General features: G+C 66.9%; 26 protein-coding genes. 15 read left to right on the top strand and 11 right to left on the bottom strand.

All coding sequences use genetic code 11. The annotated features are described in order from the left end of the window. The first annotated feature begins 162 nt into the window (after positions 1–162). Complete coding sequence (locus tag ACIG5A_RS38575) at positions 163–723, top strand: LysM peptidoglycan-binding domain-containing protein (protein ID WP_397249547.1); 561 nt, start codon at positions 163–165, stop codon at positions 721–723. Between the two features lie 87 nt (positions 724–810). Here the strand turns inward: ACIG5A_RS38575 and rpsR are convergent, their stop codons facing one another. Genes rpsR through rpmB form a run of 4 tightly spaced genes read right to left on the bottom strand, consistent with a single transcriptional unit; the run spans position 811 to position 1825 of the window. Continuing rightward, positions 811–1065 (bottom strand): 30S ribosomal protein S18, encoded by a 255-nt coding sequence (gene rpsR / locus ACIG5A_RS38570; RefSeq protein ID WP_040695439.1) that lies wholly within the window; start codon positions 1063–1065, stop codon positions 811–813. 34 nt (positions 1066–1099) lie between these two features. Then, positions 1100–1405: a 30S ribosomal protein S14 gene (gene rpsN, locus ACIG5A_RS38565; protein WP_397249545.1), complete on the bottom strand. Its 306-nt coding sequence runs from the start codon at positions 1403–1405 to the stop codon at positions 1100–1102. Continuing rightward, a complete protein-coding gene (rpmG, locus tag ACIG5A_RS38560; RefSeq protein WP_040695436.1) occupies positions 1405–1575 on the bottom strand; it encodes a 50S ribosomal protein L33 in 171 nt (56 codons plus the stop codon). Before rpmG ends, rpsN begins: the two co-directional genes overlap by 1 nt. A 13-nt stretch (positions 1576–1588) precedes the next feature. Continuing rightward, on the bottom strand, positions 1589–1825 hold the full coding sequence (gene rpmB, locus ACIG5A_RS38555; RefSeq protein WP_328406336.1) for a 50S ribosomal protein L28: 237 nt from the start codon (positions 1823–1825) through the stop codon (positions 1589–1591). A 101-nt stretch (positions 1826–1926) separates the two neighbouring features. On the opposite strand from rpmB, the gene mrf reads away from it, so the two are divergent. From mrf to rpmF, 3 genes are read left to right on the top strand one after another with little or no spacing between them, the layout of a single operon-like run. Continuing rightward, the gene (gene mrf / locus ACIG5A_RS38550) at positions 1927–3300 is read left to right on the top strand and encodes a ribosome hibernation factor-recruiting GTPase MRF (protein WP_397250303.1); all 1374 of its coding nucleotides are present in this window, start codon (positions 1927–1929) and stop codon (positions 3298–3300) included. Then, positions 3297–3560, top strand: coding sequence for a type B 50S ribosomal protein L31 (locus tag ACIG5A_RS38545; RefSeq protein ID WP_397249542.1), 264 nt, complete (start codon positions 3297–3299; stop codon positions 3558–3560). Before mrf ends, ACIG5A_RS38545 begins: the two co-directional genes overlap by 4 nt. A 1-nt stretch (position 3561) precedes the next feature. Continuing rightward, a complete protein-coding gene (gene rpmF / locus ACIG5A_RS38540) occupies positions 3562–3735 on the top strand; it encodes a 50S ribosomal protein L32 (RefSeq protein ID WP_397249540.1) in 174 nt (57 codons plus the stop codon). 149 nt (positions 3736–3884) lie between these two features. Here the strand turns inward: rpmF and ACIG5A_RS38535 are convergent, their stop codons facing one another. Both ACIG5A_RS38535 and ACIG5A_RS38530 read right to left on the bottom strand, forming a co-directional pair. After that, the gene (locus tag ACIG5A_RS38535; protein WP_397249538.1) at positions 3885–4109 is read right to left on the bottom strand and encodes a hypothetical protein; all 225 of its coding nucleotides are present in this window, start codon (positions 4107–4109) and stop codon (positions 3885–3887) included. Positions 4110–4569: 460 nt separating this feature from the next. Beyond that, a complete protein-coding gene (locus ACIG5A_RS38530; protein ID WP_397249536.1) occupies positions 4570–5616 on the bottom strand; it encodes a glycoside hydrolase domain-containing protein in 1047 nt (348 codons plus the stop codon). Positions 5617–5757: 141 nt separating this feature from the next. Here ACIG5A_RS38530 and ACIG5A_RS38525 point away from each other — a divergent pair, with 141 nt between their 5' ends. Then, positions 5758–6567 (top strand): VOC family protein, encoded by an 810-nt coding sequence (locus ACIG5A_RS38525; RefSeq protein ID WP_397249534.1) that lies wholly within the window; start codon positions 5758–5760, stop codon positions 6565–6567. 123 nt (positions 6568–6690) lie between these two features. Here ACIG5A_RS38525 and ACIG5A_RS38520 read toward each other — a convergent pair whose 3' ends face one another. From ACIG5A_RS38520 to ACIG5A_RS38500, 5 genes are read right to left on the bottom strand one after another with little or no spacing between them, the layout of a single operon-like run. Next, the gene (locus tag ACIG5A_RS38520; protein ID WP_397249532.1) at positions 6691–7494 is read right to left on the bottom strand and encodes an MHYT domain-containing protein; all 804 of its coding nucleotides are present in this window, start codon (positions 7492–7494) and stop codon (positions 6691–6693) included. After that, on the bottom strand, positions 7487–8119 hold the full coding sequence (locus ACIG5A_RS38515; RefSeq protein WP_397250301.1) for a GTP-binding protein: 633 nt from the start codon (positions 8117–8119) through the stop codon (positions 7487–7489). Before ACIG5A_RS38515 ends, ACIG5A_RS38520 begins: the two co-directional genes overlap by 8 nt. Continuing rightward, the gene (locus ACIG5A_RS38510; protein WP_397249530.1) at positions 8109–8480 is read right to left on the bottom strand and encodes a DUF742 domain-containing protein; all 372 of its coding nucleotides are present in this window, start codon (positions 8478–8480) and stop codon (positions 8109–8111) included. The genes ACIG5A_RS38515 and ACIG5A_RS38510 overlap by 11 nt, the downstream gene beginning before the upstream one ends. A gap of 8 nt (positions 8481–8488) precedes the next feature. Further along, positions 8489–8896: a roadblock/LC7 domain-containing protein gene (locus ACIG5A_RS38505; RefSeq protein WP_397249528.1), complete on the bottom strand. Its 408-nt coding sequence runs from the start codon at positions 8894–8896 to the stop codon at positions 8489–8491. Further along, positions 8893–11610: an ATP-binding protein gene (locus ACIG5A_RS38500; RefSeq protein WP_397249526.1), complete on the bottom strand. Its 2718-nt coding sequence runs from the start codon at positions 11608–11610 to the stop codon at positions 8893–8895. Before ACIG5A_RS38500 ends, ACIG5A_RS38505 begins: the two co-directional genes overlap by 4 nt. Before the next feature lie 356 nt (positions 11611–11966). Between ACIG5A_RS38500 and ACIG5A_RS38495 the strand changes: the two genes are divergently transcribed. The 10 genes from ACIG5A_RS38495 (at position 11967) to ACIG5A_RS38450 (ending at position 22016) form a co-directional block, all read left to right on the top strand. Next, complete coding sequence (locus ACIG5A_RS38495) at positions 11967–12653, top strand: response regulator transcription factor (protein ID WP_397249524.1); 687 nt, start codon at positions 11967–11969, stop codon at positions 12651–12653. Positions 12654–12735: 82 nt separating this feature from the next. Next, positions 12736–14130, top strand: a complete 1395-nt coding sequence (locus tag ACIG5A_RS38490) for an ATP-binding protein (RefSeq protein ID WP_397250299.1) — start codon at positions 12736–12738, stop codon at positions 14128–14130. Positions 14131–14202: 72 nt separating this feature from the next. After that, complete coding sequence (locus ACIG5A_RS38485; protein WP_397249522.1) at positions 14203–15675, top strand: trypsin-like peptidase domain-containing protein; 1473 nt, start codon at positions 14203–14205, stop codon at positions 15673–15675. A 137-nt stretch (positions 15676–15812) separates the two neighbouring features. After that, positions 15813–16307 (top strand): molybdenum cofactor biosynthesis protein B, encoded by a 495-nt coding sequence (locus tag ACIG5A_RS38480; RefSeq protein WP_397250297.1) that lies wholly within the window; start codon positions 15813–15815, stop codon positions 16305–16307. Positions 16308–17006: 699 nt separating this feature from the next. After that, complete coding sequence (locus ACIG5A_RS38475) at positions 17007–17681, top strand: MspA family porin (RefSeq protein ID WP_397249519.1); 675 nt, start codon at positions 17007–17009, stop codon at positions 17679–17681. Positions 17682–17795: 114 nt separating this feature from the next. Further along, the gene (locus ACIG5A_RS38470; protein WP_397249517.1) at positions 17796–18473 is read left to right on the top strand and encodes an MspA family porin; all 678 of its coding nucleotides are present in this window, start codon (positions 17796–17798) and stop codon (positions 18471–18473) included. Positions 18474–18808: 335 nt separating this feature from the next. Beyond that, the gene (locus ACIG5A_RS38465) at positions 18809–19483 is read left to right on the top strand and encodes an MspA family porin (RefSeq protein ID WP_397249515.1); all 675 of its coding nucleotides are present in this window, start codon (positions 18809–18811) and stop codon (positions 19481–19483) included. A gap of 67 nt (positions 19484–19550) precedes the next feature. Beyond that, entirely contained in the window at positions 19551–20222 is a 672-nt protein-coding gene (locus tag ACIG5A_RS38460; protein WP_397249513.1) for an MspA family porin, read from the top strand. Between the two features lie 381 nt (positions 20223–20603). Beyond that, a complete protein-coding gene (locus ACIG5A_RS38455; protein WP_397249511.1) occupies positions 20604–21281 on the top strand; it encodes an MspA family porin in 678 nt (225 codons plus the stop codon). A gap of 66 nt (positions 21282–21347) precedes the next feature. Then, positions 21348–22016 carry an MspA family porin gene (locus tag ACIG5A_RS38450; protein ID WP_397249509.1) on the top strand — a complete coding sequence of 223 codons (669 nt, stop codon included), beginning with the start codon at positions 21348–21350 and terminating at the stop codon, positions 22014–22016. Positions 22017–22179 lie beyond the last annotated feature (163 nt).

Below are 22179 nucleotides of genomic sequence, written 5' to 3'. Positions count from 1 at the left end.
CACAGTGAACTTTCCGCGAACCCTGCGCGTAATCCCTACGCCGGGCCCGTCAGGGCAGTAAATTCGGCTTCGATGCGCGCCAGGGGCTTTCGGCGGGCATCGACGATCGCATGCTCTGCTGCTCGGCAACTCTCCGCACGATAACTCTTCGAAAGGATCGACGTGGGCGACACACTGCGCGTAGGTGAAGAACTGGGACTCGGCCAATCTCTGACCGGTGGCGCGTACACCCTCACTCTGCAGCCGGACGGTAATCTCGTGCTGAGCGAGCCGAGCGGAAATGTCGTGTGGGCCACCCAAACTCACGACCAGCACGTGGAGCGGGCCGTCCTGCAGGACGACGGCAACTTCGTGCTCTACAAGGGCGACGGCGCCGCGTGGTCCACCGAGACCAACGGCAAGGACGCGGACCGGCTGCAGGTGCAGGCCGATCGCAATGTGGTGCTCTACGGCAAGGACGGCAGCGCGCTGTGGTCCTCGGGCACCCAGACCGACGACCCGCTGCCCGCCCCGGAGCCGGCCGCCGCCGCGCCGGCCGCCCACGAAGAGGTGCCGCCGCCCCCGCCCGCGGCGCAGACCTACACCGTCGAGCCGGGTGACACCCTGTGGTCGATCGCCGAGCGCTTCTACGGCGACGGCAACCGCTACCAGGAGATCGCGAACGCGAGCGGTATCGACAACCCGGATGCGATCAACGTCGGCCAGGTGCTGACCATCCCGTAACCCGTAGTCGCACACCGCTTTTGTGATACGACGACCGAGCCCCCGATGCGATCCGCATCGGGGGCTCGGTCGTTGGTCGGTGGTGGTCTACCGGCTGGTGAACGGCAGCAAGGCCATCTCGCGGGCGTTCTTCACCGCGACGGCGACCTGGCGCTGCTGCTGCGGGGTGAGTCCGGTGACCCGGCGGCTGCGGATCTTGCCGCGGTCGGAGATGAATGTGCGCAGCAGGTTGACGTCTTTGTAGTCGACAGTTTCAACACCTGCGGCGATGAGCGGGTTCTTCTTGGGCCGGCGGGCCTGCTCGGCGCGTACCTTCTTCGACGGTGCTCGCTTGACTGCCATATGACGGGTTCCTTCTCACGAGAACAGTGGTTGTCTACCAGCTCGATTTGCGCACACCGGGCAACTCACCCCGATGGGCCATCTCGCGCACACGCACACGGGACAGTCCGAATTTCCGGAGGTGACCGCGCGGCCGCCCGTCCGAGGCATCCCGATTGCGCAATCGTACCGGACTGGCATCCCGGGGCTGGCGGGCCAGTTCGCTCTGCGCGGCAGCCCGATCGGCGTCCGATGTGCCCGGTTTGCGGATGAGTTCTTTGAGCTCGGCCCGGCGCGTCGCGTAGCGGGCGACGATCGCCCTGCGCTGTGCGTCGCGCGCGATCTTCGACTTCTTCGCCATCAGCGCTCCTCGCGGAAATCGACGTGCCTGCGCACGACCGGGTCGTATTTGCGCAGCACCATCCGGTCCGGGTCGTTGCGCCGGTTCTTGCGGGTCACATACGTGTATCCCGTTCCGGCCGTCGATTTCAGCTTGATGATCGGCCGGATCTCGGTCGACTTCGATGCCATGGTGGCGCTCCTCTCAGATCTTGTCGCCGCGTGCTCGGATGCGGGCGACCACGGCCTCGATCCCGTCGCGGTCGATGGTCTTGATGCCCTTGGCCGAGACGGTCAGCGTGATGCGCCGATCCTCGCTGGGCAGGTAGTAGGTCTTGCGCTGGATGTTGGGGTTCCAGCGGCGGCTGGTCCGCTTGTGCGAATGCGAGACGGACTTGCCGAATCCGGGTTTGCGCCCGGTGACCTGGCAGTGGGCCGACATAGACACAGCCTCCTCCGGTAGATGACAATCATTTTCGACAACGGCCGCTCGACAATGTACCGTGACTCGAAGCCAAATGAAAATCATTGTCGAAAGGGGTCCTGGTGGTTGAGTCCGACCGGAGAACACCCGTCGTGCTGATCACCGGATCCGCCGGGCGTGCCGCGGCCGGGGTGGATCGGGCGGCGATGGCACTGCTGTCGGCGCCGGGCACCGTCGTCGTCCGGCACGAGTTGAGCGCGCTGCGGGAGGGCATCGTGCACCGCACGGTGCGCATGTTCGAGCAGGAAACGGCGACGGTGCTCGAACTGGCGCACGGCTGTGTGTCGTGCACGCTGCGGCAGGATCTGCTGCCGCTGCTCTGTGCGCTCGCCGCCCGCGATTCGGTGGATCGCATTGTGCTGGAGCTGGATCCGGCGTTCGAGGCGGAGGCGGTGTGTCAGGCCATCGATGGCGTCGTCGTCACCGGTGTCGTCGGCAGGGTGGACGGGCCCGCCGGGCGCGACGTCCGCGTCGACGCGGTGCTGACCTGCCTGGATGCCGAGACCTGGCTGTCCGATGCCACGGGTGACGAGACGCTCGCCGAGTACGGTGTTGCCACCGCCGACGACGAGCGGACGGTGGCGCAGGTCGCCGTCGGACAGGCCGAATTCGCCGATGCCCTGGTGGCTTTGGGGCCCGCAACGGACCCGCTGGATCGGGGCAGGCTGGCCGCGGTGCTGAGCAGGCTGGCGCCGACCGCGCCGGTGGCCTGGCTGGATGAGCCCGATCTGCTCGATCGGCCCGAGATCGAACAGTTGCTCGCACGGGTCCCGTTCGATGCCAGGCGCGGGCGGACCTTCGACGCGCACGCGCCGCTGTTGCGCGGGCAGCCACCGTTGAGCCAGGACTACGGGGTCGAGTTGATCGAGTTCGCCGCGGCGCGCCCGTTCCACCCGGAGCGGCTGCACGCGGCCATCGATGTGCTGCTCGACGGCGTGGTCACCGCGCGCGGGCGGATCTGGCTGGCCACCCAGCCCGACGAGGTGGTGTGGCTGGAGTCCGCGGGTGGCGGACTGCGCGTCGGCGGCGCGGGCCGCTGGCTGGCCGCGATGACCGATGACGAACTGGCGCAGGCGGATCCGGACCGGCGCGCGCTGGCGGCGCTGCGCTGGGACGAGCACTTCGGTGACCGGGACACCTCGCTGGTGATCCTGGTGCACGATGCCGATCCGGCCGAGATCCGCCAGGCGCTGCACTGGGCGCTGGTCGAGGACGACGAACTACGCCTGGTCGAGCGCTCGCCGGAACGGGTGGCGCAGTGGGCCGACCCGTTCGGCGACTGGCATCCAGCGGCTCGAGCTCAGGGCCCGGAGGAGGCAGCGCAGCGTAACCACGCAGGGCCCAGGGAGAGCCGCGAATTGAATGCAGCTCCCGGTGAGGACGGCGAGAACGCCACCATCAGCCCCAATCAGCATGGAGGAGAAGCGAAATGAAGACAGGGATCCATCCCGACTACCACCCGGTGGTGTTCGAGGATTCGAGCACCGGCACCCGGTTCCTGACCAGGTCCACCGCGACGAGCGCGCGCGAGATCGAATGGTCGGACGGCAACATCTACCCGCTGCTCGTCGTCGACGTCACCTCGGATTCGCATCCGTTCTGGACCGGCGCCCACCGCGTCATGGACACCCAGGGCCGGGTGGAGAAGTTCGAGCGCAAGTACGGCAAGCGTACGCGGCGAGGGGAGTCCTGAGATGGCGGTGCCGAAGCGCAGGATGTCGCGGTCCAATACCCGCAGCCGACGTTCGCAGTGGAAAGCGGCGCCGGTGAATCTGGTGCCGATCACCGTCGGCGGCGTGGTCTACCAGGTGCCGCGCAGGCTGGTCGCGGCCATTCGCCGCGGCCTCATCGATCCCGAACGGCTCTGACAGGCAACGACTCTCGTACATTGTCGATTCGTGGCCCGGCTCGCATCCGGTCGGCCGATGCGATTGCGGCGAAGCCGCGAGCAGCGGTCGACCGGATGCGAGCCATCAGGGGGCCACGAATCCGCCGCGCCGAAGGCGCGGCCAAAATCTCAGCCTTCTTTTTCGGCGAGCTGTACCAGCGTCGCGGCAAGCTGGAAGAACTTGTTGCTCCCCAGGTCGGCAATGGTCTTGATCTTGAGGGCCTCCAGCAGCTGCTTATCGTGCGCTTCGGTGAGGCCGGCCAGAGCCGAGGGTGGGGCGGAGAGAATATCCTTCAGTGATTTGTTTTCGTACGCCTTGTCGAGCGCCTTGTCGAGCACCACGTTGACGGCCATGCGAACTCCTTCGAACGAACCTGACAGTGCAAGCCGACGATAACCCGCCGGGTGCTGTCATGGGAGCTGAACGCGCCCGACCGTGGACGTTCGACCGAATGTCGAGGCAGCGCGGGTTGCCGTCGGCGCGTGCGTGACCGCTGCAACGATCTGGCAATCGAATGGCTATCGGCGTGGCGGAAGCTACCGGGCGCTCTCGTCGACCGCTGGATTGCATCGGGGTAGCTGTAGGGTGAAATACCTACTGAGGGTTGGTTTTTGGTATCTGTAAAAGTCTCGCGGAAGTGATGTTTTCGTGTCCTGACGCCGGTACCCTCATCCGGGAGGGCGGGTTCTCCCGGTTCCCGGTGGGAACCCGCTCATCGCCAAACTTCCGGCCGTTCGGCCGAATCTCCGAAATCCTTCTTGCTGTTGCTGATTCAAGGATTCAGCTCCCGGCAATCAGTGGATTGTGCGACGTTCACTTGCTGGTATCGGCGGCGGCGACCGCGCCGTTTCCTGGTGAATGCCGCTCTGTTTCAGGACGACCCGACAAACCGGGCAAGTCGGGCAGCAAAGACTCGAGCCGGGCCAGCTGCTCGCCGACCACCGCCGCGGGCCCCTCGATCAGCGATAGCGGCCACGGCCAATGCCGCCCGCTCAACCGCTCCACCTGACGCGCCAGATCCGCGGTCGTTGTCTCCAGATCGCTGATCTCGGTGCGCAATTCACCGATCTGCGTGCGTAGCCCCGTTGACTCGCCCTCCAGCTCATCGATGCGCCGCAGGGCGGCGGCCAGCCCGTCGACCAGCGTCAGATTGTGCCCCTCCGCGTCGGCGCCGAGCTGCGGCCAACCGGCGAGACCCGGCCCACGCAACTGCACCTGGATATCGCGCAGCACTGCCTCTTGCTCCGGCGTCATGTCCGCTTCTTCCTCCTGTACGAAATCCCACTGGCCGAAATCGGTGGTCATGGCCATGTTCACATCGCAGAGCACCCCGCCGACCACCACCTGGCGGCGCGTCTGATGGATATTGCGCCTGCTCTCCAGGTTGTCGCCGGACCAGGCCTCGGTCTGCCAGGCCCAGCTCGCGCAGCCCGCGTCCAATGCCCGGCTGATCGACCAATATCCGCCGTACACACCGACATTCGCGGGACCGAGCACCGTGCCCGCGCCCTCGAGATAGGCGTTGACCGCCGCCTGATCCTGCGGTGTCGTATCGAAATCGGCGGAGAAGTAGATCGGCCGGTCCCGCCGGCCGCCACAGCGCAGCACCTGCGCCAAACCCGTTCGCGCGTCCACGATTCCGGCGCCGTAGCCGTCGAGCATGCGGGTCGCGGTGGTCTCCCAGTTCGACACGATCGAGATGTCGTGCGCGCGCAGATCGTCGGCCTCGGCCGGGGTGAGCAGCTTGCCGGGCAGGCTCGGCCCGCCGTCGGACAGGTAGCGCACCACGAAGTCGAACCCCGCCGCACGGATCGCCGCACCACCCGGCCGCCCCGCGGCGTAATCCAGACCGAAGCGCATGCGTCCCACTGTAAGTGGGTTCGCGCCGGAAATCGTCGGCATTGCCGAACCGGCCAAAACTGCTCCACCCTACTGGTTCACTAGAGAGGGTTCGCGCGTTCTTGGAGGAAACGAAGTACCCATTCGAAACGGAGATGACCGATGCCCATACGCACCGAGGCCTGGCCACAGGGGACACCGTGCTGGATCGACTGCCAAGTCGACGATCCGGCGAAGGCGGGGGAGTTCTACGCCGAACTGTTCGGCTGGGAGATCCAGGACGGCGGGCCCGAATCGGGCGGATATCTGATGGCCGCGAAATCCGGTGCGGCCGCGGCGGGCATCGGTCCGAAACCGGAGCCGATGGCGGGTTCGCCGTCGGTGTGGACCACCTACTTCGCGGTCGACGATGCCGATGCCAGCGCCGAGGCGGTGGCGCGGGCAGGCGGGCGGCTGGTCGTGCCCGCGTTCGATGTCATGGAGTTCGGCAGGATGTTCGTCGCCGCCGATCCCACCGGAGCCGTGTTCGCGGTGTGGCAGGCGCGCGGGCACAACGGCGCCGCCTGGTACAGCGAACACGGTGGCTATGTCTGGAACGAGCTGCACACCCACGATTTCGACGCGGCGAAGAAGTTCTACCGCGATATCTTCGGTTACACCTACACCGACTTCGATCTCGGTGACGAGAAGTACGTGACCTTCACCCCGCCCGCGCGGACCGAATCCGTCGGCGGCATCAGCGACGATTCCGCCGCGCGCGGCGAACCCGCCGCCTACTGGCTCACCTGGTTCCAGTTCGACGACGTCGACGCGGGCGCGAAACGCGCGACCGAACTCGGCGGCACGGTGCTGCAACCGCCGACCGACTCACCGGTCGGGCGCAGCACACTGATCACCGCGCCACAGGGCGAGGTCTTCGGCATCATCGACCCGAGCAAACGCGTCGGCGAAATGCCCGCCCCCACCTCGTAACCCGGCACAGCTATCCGTAGCGACGCACTCGCCGAGCGCAGTCGAATGGCCCTGTGACACGCCGTAATCGAGGGCCATATGACTGCGCTCGACGGATCGACTACCTCAGTGGCCTCCGCGGCATTAGCGGGTAGCCCCGAGTCCGCTCCGGCGCGACGTGGGGAGCACCGGCGCCGAGTCGCGCCGGTCGGGCGCGATCAGTACCGCGGAGATCGGCACGGTCAGTGCGAGCGAGCCGACCACGAACATCGGGAAGACGAAGTCGAACAGCGCCAGCCCGCCCGGCGTCTTCACCGACGCGTCGACGCTCGTCTCCAGCGCGAACACCGTCAGGTAGTAGGTCGCGGCGACGCCGACGGCGAACAGCAGGATGGTGACGCCGCGGGCCAGCTGCGTGCGGAAGGTCTGGAACGACCACAGCGTGCCGATCGCCGTCAGCACCGCGACGACCGCGGCCACCGCGGCCAGCCACAGCGTGACCTCCACCGAACCCTGCACCTGCACGGAGGTGATGCCGAGGTAGATCGATCCGCCCGCGCCGAGCCCCATCACCAGGCCACCGGCGAGCAGCCATGGCAGCCGCCTGGTCCGTCCGATGAGTACGAGTCCGGCGAAGACGCCGACGAAGGCCACCACCATCGAGGTGATCAGCATGTTGGTGTCGTAGCGCAGCGCGGTGCCGCTCACCTTCAGCCCGAGCAGCGCCACCGACATAGCGAGCCAGATGCCGACGCCGCCGACCGACACCGCCGCCGAGGCCACCCAGACCAGCCGGAACCTGGCCGAGCGCGCGCCGTGTAGGACGCAGGCCAAGCCGACGACCGCGCCTAGCACGGAGATGCCGAAGGACAGGGCGGCGAGCCAGACGCCCATGGAGAACTGCTCCACCCTCGCATCCCCGAGCGCGAGCAGCTGGGCCTCATGCATGCGTAGCGGTACCTTCCAATTCCAGAGCCTTGAGCTGTGCGATCGCGTACTCGGTGACCGCGGCCAGCGCCTGGCGCACCTCCATCGCGTTGCGCGCGTCGATATCCACGATCGGCACCCCCTCCCGCACCGAAAGCGCTTCGCGCAGTTCGGCGATGGGGAAGCGCGGCGCGTCGGGGAAGCGGTTGACCGCGATCAGGAACGGCAGCTTGCGCGCCTCGAAGAAGTCGACGGCCGCGAAACTGTCCTCCAGCCGCCTGGTGTCGATCAGCACCACCGCGCCGATCGCGCCGCGGATCAGGTCGTCCCACATGAACCAGAACCGGCGCTGGCCCGGGGTGCCGAACAGGTAGAGCACCAGGTTGCCCGGCAGGATGATCCGGCCGAAATCCATGGCGACGGTGGTCGTTTCCTTCTCCGGAGTGTCGGACAGGTCGTCCACGCCGTCGGAGAAGCGGGTGACCATGGCCTCGGTGCGTAGCGGAACGATCTCCGATACGGCGCCGACGAACGTGGTCTTGCCCGCGCCGAAACCACCCGCGACCACGATCTTGGTCGATGCGACGCGGATGTCGGAATCATCTTGCCCTTGGGCTTGATTGGGAACCGGATTCCTATAGGGCACGGAGTCCACGCAAAGTCCTCTCCATCAGGGAACGGCGTTCGTCGAAGCTCGCTTGTTCGGTCAGCGTCGAATGCACGCGCAGCGCGCCGTCGACGACCAGATCGCCGATCACCACCCGGACCATGCCGAGCGGGCGGTCGAGGTGCGCGGCGATCTCCGCGACGGAGAGCCGGTGCGTGCCGAGCCGCAGGATCTCGATGCGGATATCGCCGGTCGGCCAGTCGAGATGCGCGTTGTAGGCAATGGTTTCGATGACCGCCTCGAGCGGAAGGTCGACCGCGGGTTCGGTACGCCCCGAGGTCAGGGCGTACGGTCGGACCCGGGTCGTCGGTCTGTTTCCGGGGCCGAGTGGGCTCGACATCTCTCTGCTCAGACGGCTGTGCGAGCGGTAGCGGTGACTACGCTGCCCACTCGATCGGCGAGCAGGGCCATCTCGTAGCCGATGCGGCCGATATCGTGCGACTTGTTGGCGAGCACGGCGATGTGGGAGCCGTTGCCGACGCTCATCACCAGCAGGTAGCCGCGCTGCATCTCCACGATCGACTGCATCACCTTGCCGCCGTCGAATAGTTGCGCGGCACCCGCCGACAGGCTGGCCAGACCGGCGGTCACCGCGGCGAGCTGCTCGGCGCGATCGGCGGGCAGGTGCGGGCTGGTGGCCTGCAGCAGGCCGTCGGCCGACACGAGGACGGCGTGGGAGACACCGGGCACGTCGCGGGTGAAGCGGGCGACCAGCCAGTTGAGGTTCTCGTCCGTGGTGCTGTTCGGGGTGGTCATGCAAGCCCTCCGTCGTTGTACTGCGCGTCGGCCCGCCCGCTGCGGACCCCACTGAGATGCCTGGTGAGGTTGTTCCGGATCTCCTCCGGATCCCGCGTTCCGGCCTCTTCGGCCGGCGCGAGGCCACCCGGCACCAATTGCGCACCCGGCCTGCGGATGGGAAGTCCGCCGACAGTCCGGGCACTGGGAGTCGGATGGCTGGCGTCTTCGGCGGCCATCCAGCCCGCATCGGCGGGCGAAGTCCATGCGTCGGCGGGCGCCTGCGAGGTAGCCGGTTCGACCAGCCACTCCGACACCATGCGCTGATAGATCGGGGTCGGCGAGGCGCCTGCGACCGGCTGCAGCCGGGTCGAAGTGACCTGGGCGGCGTCCTCGGCCTGCGCCGCGGGCTTGCGGATCGGCAGCCCGGAGCGACCGGTGGTCGGCGGCGCCTGCTCCTCGCGGCGGGTGGGCGTGGTGGTCACCAGCTTGTCCACCTCGGTCCACATATCCGTATTCGGACCAGCCGACGGGTCCGGCTCGGCGTCGATCACCGTATTCGGCCCGGCGATTTCCCCACCGATCGGCGTCGGCGGGCCGAACGGCCCGTTCGGCCGGAACTGCGCCTCCGCGACGCCGCTCGGCACCGAGACCGCGGGCTGCTCGGTGTCCTCGGCGACCCGGATCGCTGGCCTGCGCTGCGGCAGCCCGGTGCTCGTCACGCCGAATCGGGTGGCGGTCTCGCGCTGCGGCAGGCTCGGCACCGGCACCAGCGTGCGCGGCTGCGGCGCCGACGGCGCGGCGGGCAGGGCGGGCAGCACCGGTTCGGGGGACAGTTCGAGCGGCCTGCCGTTCGGATCGGTGGCGTCGAGCTGCGGCGAGACCAGCGCACCGGGCAGGTGCACGCTCGCGGTGATGCCCGGCTGCTGCGCCATGGTGGAGGTGCGGCGCAGGCTGACCGTGATGGTGTGCCGCTTGGCGAGCCTGCCGACGACGAAAAGACCCATCCGGCGCGCGGTTTCGACGGTCACCTCACCACCGGAGGCGAGGCGGTCGTTGGTGGTCTGCAGATCCTCGAGCGACATGCCGAGGCCGCGGTCGGTGATCTCGACCAGATAGCCGCCGTCCACCGCGCGGGCCACCATCACCGCGACCGGCGTGGTCGGCGGCGAGTAGCGCAGCGCGTTATCGATCAGCTCGGCGAGCAGGTGCTCGATATCGACCGCGGGCTCACCGGCGACGATGCCGTCGGGCACCGCGCCGATCTCGACCCGCTGGTAGTCCTCGACCTGGGAGACCGCGCTCCACAGCATGTCCGCGAGCGGTACCGGATGCAGCTGGCCGCGGCGCAGCGCGGTACCGGCGAGCACAAGCAGGTTGTCGCCGTTGCGGCGCATGCGGGTGGCGAGGTGGTCGAGGCGGAACAGGCTCTGCAGCCGTTCGGTGTTGTCCTCGTCGTGTTCCAGATCCTCGATCAGGGCGAGCTGCTGTTCGACGAGCGATTGGCTGCGGCGCGAGAGGGTCTCGAACATGTTGCCGATCTGCACGCGCAGGCGAGCCTGTTCGGCCGCGAGATTCAGCGCCTGCTCGTGCATTTCGTCGACGGCTCGGGCCAGCTGTCCGATCTCGTCGGTACTGTGCACGCCGACCGGGTGGATCTCCGGGGTCGCGCCGCCCGCACGCACGACCGCGAGCTCGTCGGGCAGCTTCACGTGCGCGACCTCGAGCGCGTCGCGGCGCAGGCGGCGGACCGGGACGACCAGGGTGCGCGCGACCGACAGCGCCAGCGCGAGGCCGGCGAGCAGCATGCCGATCACGATCGTGGTCTCGCGCAGTGCGCTGTTCTGCGCCTCGGTGGTGCGGTTGGCCAGCGCCCGATCAATGGTGTCGGTCAGGCCGTTCGTGGTCTTGTCGTAGGTGTCGGCGCTCACCTGCAGCGAATCGACCACCATCTGGTTGGTGGTCGGATCGCCCGCGTTCTGGGAGAAGGCGCCGAGGCGGGTCTGCACGGCCTCCATCAGCGCGGGCATATTGCCCGCGTTTTCCGGCAGGATCATCGCGTAGGTGCCGACCATGGTCATCTCGGCGCCCGCCGCGATGAGTACGCGCGGGCGCACGGCCGGATTCTTGCCCGCCTCAGGCGAACTGATCAGCATGCGCTGCTGGGTGAGCGTGCGGCGCGCGGTCTGGATCGCGCCGAGCTGCAGGAAGTAGCGCTGGACGATGAGGTCCTCGACCGAGGGCGACAGCGCGAGCGCGTTACCGATGCGCACCGCGATCTCGTCGGCCTGCGCGCCGAGCTGTTCGCCCATCAGCGCGGGCGAGCCGGTGCGCAGGCTGTTGCGCAGCGTGCTTCCGGTGGCGACGGCCGAGGCGAGCTCGGTGGTCACCTTGCTGCTCACCTTGGTGGTGCGCATCGCGGCCTGCAGATCGTCGAGCGCCGTCGAGAAGGTGGCGAGCGCGGCGGCGGTCTGCGGGTCGGCCATGTTGCCATAACCGGCGGTTACGCTGACCGCGAGTTGTTCGGTGGCCGTACCCAATTTGACGATGGGCCGGATGATGATGGCTTGTTCGGTGGCCGCGTCGAGCTGAGACATCGTGCGCAGCTCGTTGTTGATCCGCAGCACCGCGAAGACGGTGGCCAGCAACACCGGCAGCACGAGGACGATGCCCACCTTGCGGGTGACAGACCAGTTGGACAGGCTGAATTGCCAGGACCGCGGTGCAGCTTCCATCCGCTTCCGTCGCCTCCGCTTCACGAGTGACCCCGAGCCGCGTGGCTGTTTCGTGATTTGATTCAACCCGCAGAACCAACTTGAGGTCTTCTTTTTACCGCAGGGAACATACCGTGCGGAGTGTTCGTCGGCAATCTGGAGCAGTCGGTCCGCAATTGCTCGAATATGGCTAGACAGAACATGTTTCGTACCTGATTGCAGAGCCAATGTAGCGGGTTACGCAACAGCGTGGGAAAGTTGCTGGTCACGCGTCCTACTCGGTGCGGCGTTCCCGGCCCTGCCTCGGCGTGGCACTGTGCGGCGTGTCGGAGGCGCCCTCTCAGTCGGCTCTCAGTCGAGCCCGTCAAACTGGTGGCATGCGCATTCTGGTAGTCGACGACGATCGCGCCGTCCGTGAATCGCTGCGCAGGTCACTGACCTTCAACGGCTACTCCGTCGACCTCGCCGTCGACGGCGTCGACGCGCTGGAGAAGGCAACCGCGCAGCGTCCCGACGCGCTCGTGCTCGATGTGATGATGCCTCGGCTCGACGGCCTCGAGGTGTGCCGTCGCCTGCGCAGCACGGGTGACGATCTGCCGATTCTCGTTTTGACCGCACGGGATTCGGTGTCGGAGCGGGTTGCCGGACTCGATGCGGGCGCCGACGATTATTTGCCGAAGCCTTTCGCGTTGGAGGAATTGCTGGCGCGTTTGCGGGCGCTGTTGCGGCGCACCGCCGTCGATCCCGGTGAAACATCGGAGGCGATGCAGTTCGCCGACTTGTCGCTGGATCCGGTGACGCGTGAGGTATCTCGCGGCGAGCGTTCGATCAGCCTGACCCGTACCGAGTTCTCGTTGCTCGAGATGCTGATGGCCAATCCGCGCCGGGTGCTGACCCGCAGCCGGATACTCGAGGAGGTCTGGGGTTACGACTTCCCGACCTCGGGCAACGCACTCGAGGTGTACATCGGATATCTGCGCCGCAAGACCGAGGCCGAGGGTGAGCCGCGCCTCATTCATACCGTGCGTGGCGTCGGTTACGTGCTGCGCGAAACGCCTCCGTAGGCCGCCCGGCATGGCACGTACCGTTCCCCGGCGACCCGTCGTCGCCGCGCTCGATCAGCATCGTCCGCTCGATCCGGCGGATATGCGCCCGCCGATGCCGCTGACCCGCTCGGTCTCGCTGCGCTGGCGGGTGACGCTGCTCGCCGCATCCGTGGTGGCCATCGCCGTCGCCGTCACCTCCATCGCGGCCTACGCGCTGGTGGCGCGCTCACTCAACGACGACGTGGACAAGCAGCTGGAGGCCCGCGCGGCCACCATGATCGACCACAACATCGAAAGCCTCGGCTTCCAGTCGATTCTGGTGGCGAGCCTGTACTCCAACGACATCGGCGTCGCGCTGATCTTTCCCGACCTGCGCTCGTATCTGCCGCCGCAGCAGACGAATCCGCCGGTCGGCGTCCAGGAACTCGCGGTCGCGCGCGGGGAGCTGTCCTCCTCGCTGCGCACCGTCAGCAATCAGCGGGTGCTCGCCAGGCGCACGAATTCCGGATCGACGCTGGTGATTTCGCAGCGGCTGCAGCCGACCAGGGAGGTGCTCGACCGGCTGGCCTGGCTGCTGTTCGTGGTCGGCGGCTGCGGTGTCGTGCTCGCCGCGGGCGCGGGCACCGCGGTCGGCCGCACCGGCCTGCGGCCCATCGCCCGGCTCACCGCGGCCACCGAGCGGGTCGCCCGCACGGATGACCTGACCCCGATCCCGGTCACCGGCGACGACGAACTGGCCAGGCTCACCGAGAGTTTCAACACCATGCTGCGCGCGCTCGCCGAATCGCGGGACCGGCAGCGCAGATTGGTCGCCGACGCCGGGCACGAGCTGCGCACGCCGCTCACCTCGCTGCGCACCAATACCGAACTGCTGATGGCCTCCAGTCGCCCTGGTGCGCCACGCATTCCGGACGAGGACATGGCCGAGCTGCGCTCGGATGTGATGGCCCAGATCGAGGAGCTGTCCACGCTGGTCGGCGACCTGGTCGACCTGGCGCGCGAGGACGCGCCCGAAACCGTCTACGAGCGCGTCGATCTCGGTGAGGTCACCGAGCGGGCGCTCGAACGGGCAAGGCGCAGGCGCGGATCGATCGAATTCGTGGCCGAGCTGCGGCCGTGGTTCGTCTACGGCCACGAGGCCGGGCTGGAGCGCGCCATTCTCAATGTGCTCGACAACGCGGCGAAATGGAGCCCGGCGGGCGCGCAGGTAAAGGTCACTATGCGCGAAACCGGGCGCGGGCTGCTCGAGCTCGCCGTCGACGACGCCGGACCAGGCATCCCGCCCAACGAGCGCGAGCTGGTGTTCGAGCGGTTCTACCGGACCACCGCCTCGCGCTCGATGCCGGGCTCCGGCCTCGGGCTGGCCATCGTCAAACAGGTGGTGACCAAACACGGCGGCACCATCAGCATCGACACTTCCACGCGCTACGGCGCTTTGATCCGTATCGTGTTGCCTGGGGAGGGTGGTCAGTCCGCACAGATCTCGGAGAACTGAAAGCAGGGTCTCAGTCCGCTCTCAGTCGGTGTCACCAAGCTAGGTGGCAACGCAAGGAGAAACGAGGAGTCCATGACCGAGGATTCGAAGGACCGGCGGGACGAGCCGGCGACGGCGAATGCCGTACCGGATCACCAGCCGACCGAGCAGATCCCGGCACCCCAGCCCGGCTACGAGCCGCCGCTGGGAGCCTACGAGGCGCAGCAGCACCCGATGGGGCAGCAGCCGATGGGGCACTACCCGCCGCCGCACAACCCGACTCAGCCCTTCGGGACCTATGGCGGGCAGTCGCAATTCAACGCCCCGCCGCAGGCGACTCAGTCGTTTCCCGGCCCGGACTACGCGGCCTCCACATTCGATCCGCCCCCGCCCGGCCCGGTGCCCGGCGCCGCCTTCGGCGCGCAGCCGCCGCAGCCGCAGCGCAAACCGGTCCGTGCCGGGCTCGTCGCGGGCGCCGTGGTGCTCGCACTGGTCAGCGGTGGCGTCGGCGGTGCGGTCGGCTCGCTGGCCACCCGCAACGACACCGGTCATTCGGTGGTGACCAACGCGCTCGACGCGCCGAAGCCCAACGTCAACAACGCCGCCAACGCACCGGCAGGCTCCACCCAGGCGGTCGCGCAGAAGGTACTGCCGAGCGTGGTGACGATCAAGGTGGCGAGCAATCGCGCCCAGGGTGAGGGCTCCGGGGTGATCCTGTCCTCCGACGGCCTGATCCTGACCAATAATCACGTCGCCTCCGGCGGTGGTCCGAACGCCAAGATGGAGGTCATGTTCAACGACGGCAGCTCGGCGTCGGCCAGCCTGGTCGGCACGGACCCCGTCTCCGACCTCGCCGTCATCAAGGTGACCGGCAAGAGCGGGCTGACCCCGATCGAACTGGGCTCGTCGCAGAATCTGCAGATCGGTCAGCCGGTGGTGGCCATCGGCGCGCCGCTCGGCCTGGCGGGCACCGTCACCACCGGCATCGTCTCCGCGTTGAACCGCCCGGTCTCCACCAGCGGTGAGGGCGGCCAGAACCCGAACGTGCCGAACACCGTCATCGACGCCATCCAGACCGATGCGGCGATCAACCCCGGCAACTCCGGCGGCGCCCTCGTCGACGCCAGCGGCAAGCTGATCGGCATCAACACCGCGATCGCCACCCTCGGCACCGCCGAAATGGCAGGGGCGCAAAGCGGTTCGATCGGCCTCGGCTTCGCGATTCCGGTCGATCAGGCCCGCCGCGTCGCCGACGAGCTGATCAAGACCGGCCACGCGACCTACGCCCAGATCGGCATCAAGATCCAGCGCCAGGACACCGTCAACGGCGCACGGGTGATCGAGTCGACACCCGACGGCCCGGCCGCGAAGGCGGGCATCCCCGCGAACGCGATCGTCACCAAGGTGAACGACCGCGCCATCGACTCCGGCGACGCGCTCGTCGCCGCGATCCGCTCGCACCAACCGGGAGACAAGGTGAAGATCACCTATACCGATGAACAAGGCAACAATCCCAAGACCGTCGAGGTGACCCTCGCCGGTGCCCCGGCGGACGGTGGCCGATGATGCGCGTACTTCCCGGTGGTTGGACCCCCAGGCTCGGCGCGGTGGAACTCGGCCTCGATCCGGACCTGCTCGCGGAGGACCGTGAGCTGTTGAGCGCGACCGCCGAGGTTCTGAACGCAAGCGCTACGGTGAGCAGCATGGAAATCGATGCTCCTGTGGCGGGGCGTGCTCTGGTGGTGGTCGTCGACGATCGAACGGCACATGGAGGTGTGGACTCGCTAGGGCCGCTCGTCACCGAGCTGCTCACCGAGGCGGGTTTCCTTGTCGACGCTTCGGTGTCGGTGCAGGCCGATGAGGTGGAGATCCGCAACGCGCTCAACACCGCCGTGATCGGCGGCGTCGACCTGGTGATCTCGGTGGGCGGCACCGGCATGTCGCCGCGTGACGTCACCCCCGAGGCGACCAGCCAGGTGCTCGACCGTGAACTGCCCGGTATCAGCGAGGCGCTGCGCTCCTCGGGCCGCGTCGCCGGTTCGCTCGACGCCGGTCTTTCGCGCGGCCTGGCGGGCATCTCGGGTAGCACCCTCGTGGTGAATCTGCCCGGCACCAGGTCCGCGGTGCGCGACGGCATGGCGACCCTCGGGCCGCTGGCCAGCCGCGTCATCGGCGAACTCTCCGGATTGGCCGAATAATTTCCGCCACCGATTCCACCGAAGACCCTCGTCCGGCCGATCGCCGGGCGAGGGATTCGGCGCGTCTGGCCCGGATCTTCGGCGACGCGCTGCCCGACACCACCAGCGATGAACGCGACCACGACACCGGGCGCGGATCGAGCTCCGACGAGTGGTTGCGGGACCAGGTGCCGCCCCATCACGGCTGAGGCCGACCTACGGCGCCGCTGCGTAAATCTGCATTCACTTTCCCGTGATCTGGCCGTGATTGTCTGCCCTGGCCGTTAATTCTTAGCGATACTTTTACGGTGTCGGCTCGTACTTGCACACCTGGCGCTTCCGCGACTCCGGCCCTTCCGTGCGGCCGTCGAGCGCGCCATGTCCGGGGTATTTATGCACGTCGCGCGATACCTTTATGCGACGAGCTGTGAGCCGGATCACATGGCAGCGTTTATCGAGTCCACCGTTGCGGGAAAGTTACCAACGGTTTAATGTTCGCTCACGAGCCAACCCACAACTGGACCCTGAAGGCCCGGGGATGCCACGTCAGCGGCAGTCCCGGCGGAACCCGGCTCGGTTCCTTCGCCAGCTCTGTCGTTGCGCCGAAATAACAGCCGGTTACAAATCGGCAACATGGAGGCGACAAACTGAGCTGGGCCTGAGAGGACCATTCCAGCCTCGATGGTCGAGGTTGACTGTTTGAACCTGATGAGGGGAAGTATGAGCGAGAACCGTACCAGCGGTCTGCGTCGCGGTGCCCGCGTCGCGGGCGTTGGCGCCGCCGCTGCCGTGGCCTTGGGCCTGATGTCGACCGGCGCTGCGAATGCCGATGTCTTCGTGCCGCTGCCGGACGGCCAGAAGGTCGGCCCGAACGTGACCGTCACCCGTACCGGCGAGCATGCCGTGATTTCGCCGTCGCTGGCCGCCAATGGTGCGGGCCGCGTTGTCTGGGTCTCCGGCAACGCGATCGCTGATGTCGCTGTTACCCCGGAGGGCACTGTCGGCCCGAACAACGGCGCGACCGGCGCCCCGGGTACCAACAACTCCTCGACCCACGGCGCATCCCAGATCAACACCGGCTACATCGTCGGCTGCCAGGTTGCCATCGCCGATAACGCCATCTCGGCCGGCGTTTCGGGCAGTGTCAACCTCGACGGCGGTTCGGTCGGCGGTTCGATCGGCCTGCAGCTCGGCCCCGGTGAGGTCAAGTTCGTCCAGATCGATTCGAAGGACATCACCAAGCCCGGTGTGTACTCGGTCGAGTACCAGGACGCCGAGATCCAGATCCAGGGTTGCGCGGGCTATGCCCAGGCGCGTTCCTACACCGTGGTCGAGATCATCGGTGACCACTACTCGAAGACCACCCTGTACGGGGCGCCGTTCAGCATCGGCTGACGTCTTTCGGAGTCGCCGCGGTGCCGCCAGGCCATTTCCGGGCTCGTGCACGCCGCCAATGGAAACGAACACTCTTCTCGCTGAAGCGAATACAACCCTCGAGGGAATGCGAACATGATCAACCGTAAGAACGTGGCACGGCTGGCCGGTGTCGGCGCCGCCGCCACCGTGGCCATGGGCCTGCTGTCCACCGGCGCGGCCAACGCCGACACCTTCGTTCCGCTGCCGGGCGGCGAGCTCACCAAGACGCTGTCCGACGGCACCGTGGTGACCATCAAGCTGGTCGGTGAGTCCGCCAACATCAGCCCGTCCATGGGCGCCACCCCGGTGCACCGCAACGCGTGGGTCACGGGTAGCGCGCAGGTCGAAATCTCGGGTAACAGCACCGCCACCGGCGGTGCGATCTTCCCGGGTTACACCGTCGGCTGCCAGGTGAACATCGCCGGCGGCGGCACCAGCCACGACGGCAGCGTCGGCCTGGACTGGAGCGGTGACCAGACCAAGCCGACCGCCAGCGCGGGCAGCGGCGCCAACCTGAACCTCGGCCCCGGCCAGGCGCGGTCCTTCTACGTGCTCGATCTCGAGCAGGCGGACGACTTCGGCAACGAAGTGCACAAGAAGCGCAACAAGTTCAAGGGCAACAGCGGTTCGGTCACCTGGTCCGACGAGACCATCGGCCTGAGCGGCTGCGCTGGCTACGCCCAGGCGCGCTCTTTCGTGAGCGTCGAGGTGGAGACCGATAACGTCATCACCTGGGTGACTTTGTGGGGTCAGCCTTTCAGCATCGGCTGACAAACGGCGGGTAGTGATCCCGCGGCAAATCGAACGAGCCCGTTGCATTCGCAACGGGCTCGTCCCATTTTGGGACCCTTTGCCGCTCAACACGATTCAGGATGTTAACGCTGAGTTGGTCAGTTGTACGCAACTTGGTCCAAATGCCTGAGAGATTCGTGAGAAAGCAATACCATGGGCCCTGCCCCAAGATCGTTCATCGACGAGATGGGACGAGACGGTCGGCAGATCCCATGGTGGACAAGACATTCCACGAGTTCGGCTGACCTGAAAGGGACATCTTTCGGCCTCGGTAAAACCCCGGGGTCGACCGCTAGAACCTGATGAGGGGAAGTATGAGCAACAACCGCACCGCCGGTCTGCGTCGCGGCACCCGTTTCGCGGGTATAGGCGCCGCCGCTGCTGTGGCTATGGGCCTGTTCTCGACCGGTGCCGCGAACGCCGATGTCTTTGTACCGTTGCCGGACGGACAGAAGGTCGGCCCGGGTGTCACCATTACGCGCAACGGCGAACACGCGGTGATTTCGCCGTCGTTGGCCGCCAACGGCGCTGGTCGCGTTGTCTGGGTTTCCGGCAACGCCATCGCCGATGTCTCGGTTACCCCGGAGGGGAAGGTGGGCCCGAACAACGGCGCCACCAATTTCCCGGGTACCAATAACTCCTCGACACATGGCACGTCCCAGATCAACACCGGGTACGTCGTGGGCTGCCAGGTGGCGATTTCCGATCATGCGATCTCGGCCGGTGTTTCCGGCAGCGTCAATCTGAGCAGCGGCGCCGTCGGCGGCTCGATCGGCGTGTCGCTTGGTCCCGGCGAGGTCAAGTTCGTAGGAATCGACTCGAAGGACATCACCAAGCCGGGTGTGTACTCGGTCGAGTACCAGGACGCGGAGATCCAGATCCAGGGTTGCGCGGGTTACGCGCAGGCGCGTTCCTACACCGTCGTCGAGATCATCGGCGACCACTACTCGAAGACCACCCTGTACGGGATGCCGTTCAGCATCGGCTGACGACTTGTCGAACCATCGGAAATCTTTCTCGCTGAAGCGAATTCAACCCTCGAGGGGTAAAGGAACAATGATCAACCGTAAGAATGTGGCGCGGGTGGCCGGTGTCGGCGCCGCCGCCACAATGGCACTCGGCTTGTTCTCCACAGGTGCGGCGAACGCCGACACCTTTGTCCCGCTGCCGGGCGGCGAGCTCACCAAGACGCTGTCCGACGGCACCGTGGTGACCATCAAGCTGGTCGGTGAGTCCGCCAACATCAGCCCGTCCATGGGCGCCACTCCGGTGCACCGCAACGCGTGGGTCTCCGCGAGTGCCCAGGTCGAACTGTCCGGTAACAACTCCACCGTCGGCGGCGCCATCATCCCGGGCTATGTTGTCGGCTGCCAGGTGAACATCTCTGGCGGCGGCGTCACCGGCGATGGCAGCGTCGGCGGAACCTGGGATGGCAAGAAGGTCGAGGCGAGCGCGAGCAGCGGCGCGGCCCTGACTCTCGGCCCGGGCCAGGCGACCAGGTTCAACGTGATCGACCGCGAGAAGGCGGACGACTTCGGTAACGAAACCCACAAGCGGAGTTGGCCTTTCAAGGGCAACAGCGGCTCTGCCACCTGGTCCGATGAAACCATCGGCCTGAGCGGCTGCGCCGGCTACGCGCAGGCGCGCTCGTTCGTCAGCGTCGAGGTCGAGACCGACAACGTCATCACCTGGGTGACGCTGTGGGGTCAGCCCTTCAGCCTCGGCTGATTCGAGCTCCTGCTCGATAGACCCTCCATCAGTTAACTTCTCGCAACAAAGGATTCGGGCTCGTCGACAACACGACGGGCCCGTTTCCTTTGTGTTCGAAGACCGTTCGGCATGAACAATATGAACAGTTCGCCCGCCCACTTGTCGCACAAGCAGATTCACGATCAGATATGTGCGCGCGCCCGGAGCGTCCCACGAGATAGCCGCTAGCTGGATACCTAGCGGTAACTTGCCGGTTGCGCTTTTGTCCATGATCATTCACTGATCGGACGGCCAGCAATTCCGTTGGCAGGCATGGCGTTCCGTTATGCTCTGCACGCCGGAAACGGACATAACAGGTCTCGTGACGAGGCCGAACGCTAGAACCTGATGAGGGGAAGTATGAGCAAGAACCGCACCAACGGTCTGCGTCATGGTGCCCGGGCCGCGTCCATCGGTACCGCGGTTGCCGCCGTGGCCATGGGCCTGTTCTCGACCGGCGCCGCGAACGCGGATGTCTTTGTGCCGCTGCCTGATGGCCAGCAGATCGGCCCGGGCGTCACGATCAACCGCACCCAGGAAAGCGCAACGGTCTCGCCGTCCCTCGCGGCCAACGGCGCGGGTCGTGTCGTGTGGGTTTCGGGTAAGGCGAAGGCCGAAGTCACCGCCACCCCCGAGGGCAAGGTCGGCCCGAACAACGGCGCCCAGAACATCCCGGGTACCAACAACTCCTCGACGCACGGCGCCTCCCGCCTGAGCACCGGCTACATCATCGGCTGCCAGGTCAGCATCGCGAGCGACGCGTTCGCGCTCGGCGGCGACGTCAGCATCGGTAACGTCGGCCCCGGCCTCAACGGCTCGCTCGGTGTGAAGCTCGGCCCCGGTGAGATCAAGTTCGTCGCCATCGACGGCAAGGACATCCTGAAGCCCGGCACCTACTCGGTCCAGTACAAGGACACCGAGATCGAGATCCAGGGCTGCGCGGGCTACGCCCAGGCGCGCTCCTACACCGTCGTCGAGATCATCGGTGACGAGTACTCGAAGACCATCCTCTACGGGATGCCGTTCAGCGTCGGCTGATGTCGGCAAGATTCCTCAAATCTTTTCTCGCACAAGCGAACTCATTCCCTGAGGGGCAAAGGAAATATGATCAACCGTAAGATCGTGGCGCGGATGGCCGGTGTAGGAGCCGCCGCCACCGTCGCTGTGGGCCTGCTTTCCACCGGTGCCGCCAACGCCGACACCTTCATCCCGCTGCCGGGCGGCGAGATCACCGAGACGCTCGACGACGGCACCATCGTGCACGTCAAGATGGAAAACGAGTCGGCGAACATCAACCCGTCGATGAACGGCACCCCGCTCTCGCGCAACGTGTGGGCCAGCGGCCGCGCCGTTGTCGACCTGGAGGGCAAGGCTGCCAAGGGCGGCCAGATCTTCCCGGGTTACGTGGTCGGCTGCCAGGTCAACATCGTCGGCGGCAACGTCAGCGGTGCCGGCGGCGGCAAGACGGACTGGGAGGGCAAGAAGCCTGACTTCTCCGCCAAGGCCGGTGGCGCCCTGACCCTCGGCCCCGGCCAGGCGAAGGTGCTGCAGCTGCTCGACGTCGAAGAGGCCGATGACTTCGGCAACGAGGCGCACAAGAAGCGCACCAAGTTCAAGGGCACGCACGGTGCCGTCACCTACAACGACGCGACCATCGCCGTGAACGGCTGCGCCGGTTACGCGCAGGCGCGCTCGTTCGTCCGGGTCAAGGTCGAGACCGACAACGTGGTCTCCATCGTGACGCTGTGGGGTCAGCCCTTCAGCCTCGGCTGATCCGTTCGGAGGGGACAACCCGAGCGGACACAGACAGAAGCGGGGCGGGGGGGGGGCCCCCCCCCCCCGGGGGGCGTTTTAAGCCTGCCCCCGCCTATTGGGGGGGGGGGTTTTCAAAAAATTAAGACGACGGGTTGTCGGCCCCCGGGGGGGGTGGGTGGGG

It is taken from the genome of Nocardia sp. NPDC052566 (assembly GCF_044547285.1).
GTDB lineage: Bacteria > Actinomycetota > Actinomycetes > Mycobacteriales > Mycobacteriaceae > Nocardia.
The sequence above is the reverse complement of the archived record's forward strand: the minus strand, read 5'-3'. Positions and strand labels throughout refer to the sequence as shown.

Bases quoted from the DNA above. Each gene is read 5' to 3' on its own strand.
- rpsR (WP_040695439.1), bottom strand. From the start codon at position 1,065: ATGGCAGTCAAGCGAGCACCGTCGAAGAAGGTACGCGCCGAGCAGGCC.
- rpsN (WP_397249545.1), bottom strand. From the start codon at position 1,405: ATGGCGAAGAAGTCGAAGATCGCGCGCGACGCACAGCGCAGGGCGATC.
- rpmG (WP_040695436.1), bottom strand. From the start codon at position 1,575: ATGGCATCGAAGTCGACCGAGATCCGGCCGATCATCAAGCTGAAATCG.
- rpmB (WP_328406336.1), bottom strand. From the start codon at position 1,825: ATGTCGGCCCACTGCCAGGTCACCGGGCGCAAACCCGGATTCGGCAAG.
- ACIG5A_RS38545 (WP_397249542.1), top strand. From the start codon at position 3,297: ATGAAGACAGGGATCCATCCCGACTACCACCCGGTGGTGTTCGAGGAT.
- rpmF (WP_397249540.1), top strand. From the start codon at position 3,562: ATGGCGGTGCCGAAGCGCAGGATGTCGCGGTCCAATACCCGCAGCCGA.
- ACIG5A_RS38535 (WP_397249538.1), bottom strand. From the start codon at position 4,109: ATGGCCGTCAACGTGGTGCTCGACAAGGCGCTCGACAAGGCGTACGAA.
- ACIG5A_RS38530 (WP_397249536.1), bottom strand. From the start codon at position 5,616: ATGCGCTTCGGTCTGGATTACGCCGCGGGGCGGCCGGGTGGTGCGGCG.
- ACIG5A_RS38525 (WP_397249534.1), top strand. From the start codon at position 5,758: ATGCCCATACGCACCGAGGCCTGGCCACAGGGGACACCGTGCTGGATC.
- ACIG5A_RS38520 (WP_397249532.1), bottom strand. From the start codon at position 7,494: ATGCATGAGGCCCAGCTGCTCGCGCTCGGGGATGCGAGGGTGGAGCAG.
- ACIG5A_RS38510 (WP_397249530.1), bottom strand. From the start codon at position 8,480: ATGTCGAGCCCACTCGGCCCCGGAAACAGACCGACGACCCGGGTCCGA.
- ACIG5A_RS38505 (WP_397249528.1), bottom strand. From the start codon at position 8,896: ATGACCACCCCGAACAGCACCACGGACGAGAACCTCAACTGGCTGGTC.
- ACIG5A_RS38500 (WP_397249526.1), bottom strand. From the start codon at position 11,610: ATGGAAGCTGCACCGCGGTCCTGGCAATTCAGCCTGTCCAACTGGTCT.
- ACIG5A_RS38495 (WP_397249524.1), top strand. From the start codon at position 11,967: ATGCGCATTCTGGTAGTCGACGACGATCGCGCCGTCCGTGAATCGCTG.
- ACIG5A_RS38490 (WP_397250299.1), top strand. From the start codon at position 12,736: ATGCGCCCGCCGATGCCGCTGACCCGCTCGGTCTCGCTGCGCTGGCGG.
- ACIG5A_RS38485 (WP_397249522.1), top strand. From the start codon at position 14,203: ATGACCGAGGATTCGAAGGACCGGCGGGACGAGCCGGCGACGGCGAAT.
- ACIG5A_RS38480 (WP_397250297.1), top strand. From the start codon at position 15,813: ATGGAAATCGATGCTCCTGTGGCGGGGCGTGCTCTGGTGGTGGTCGTC.
- ACIG5A_RS38475 (WP_397249519.1), top strand. From the start codon at position 17,007: ATGAGCGAGAACCGTACCAGCGGTCTGCGTCGCGGTGCCCGCGTCGCG.
- ACIG5A_RS38470 (WP_397249517.1), top strand. From the start codon at position 17,796: ATGATCAACCGTAAGAACGTGGCACGGCTGGCCGGTGTCGGCGCCGCC.
- ACIG5A_RS38465 (WP_397249515.1), top strand. From the start codon at position 18,809: ATGAGCAACAACCGCACCGCCGGTCTGCGTCGCGGCACCCGTTTCGCG.
- ACIG5A_RS38460 (WP_397249513.1), top strand. From the start codon at position 19,551: ATGATCAACCGTAAGAATGTGGCGCGGGTGGCCGGTGTCGGCGCCGCC.
- ACIG5A_RS38455 (WP_397249511.1), top strand. From the start codon at position 20,604: ATGAGCAAGAACCGCACCAACGGTCTGCGTCATGGTGCCCGGGCCGCG.
- ACIG5A_RS38450 (WP_397249509.1), top strand. From the start codon at position 21,348: ATGATCAACCGTAAGATCGTGGCGCGGATGGCCGGTGTAGGAGCCGCC.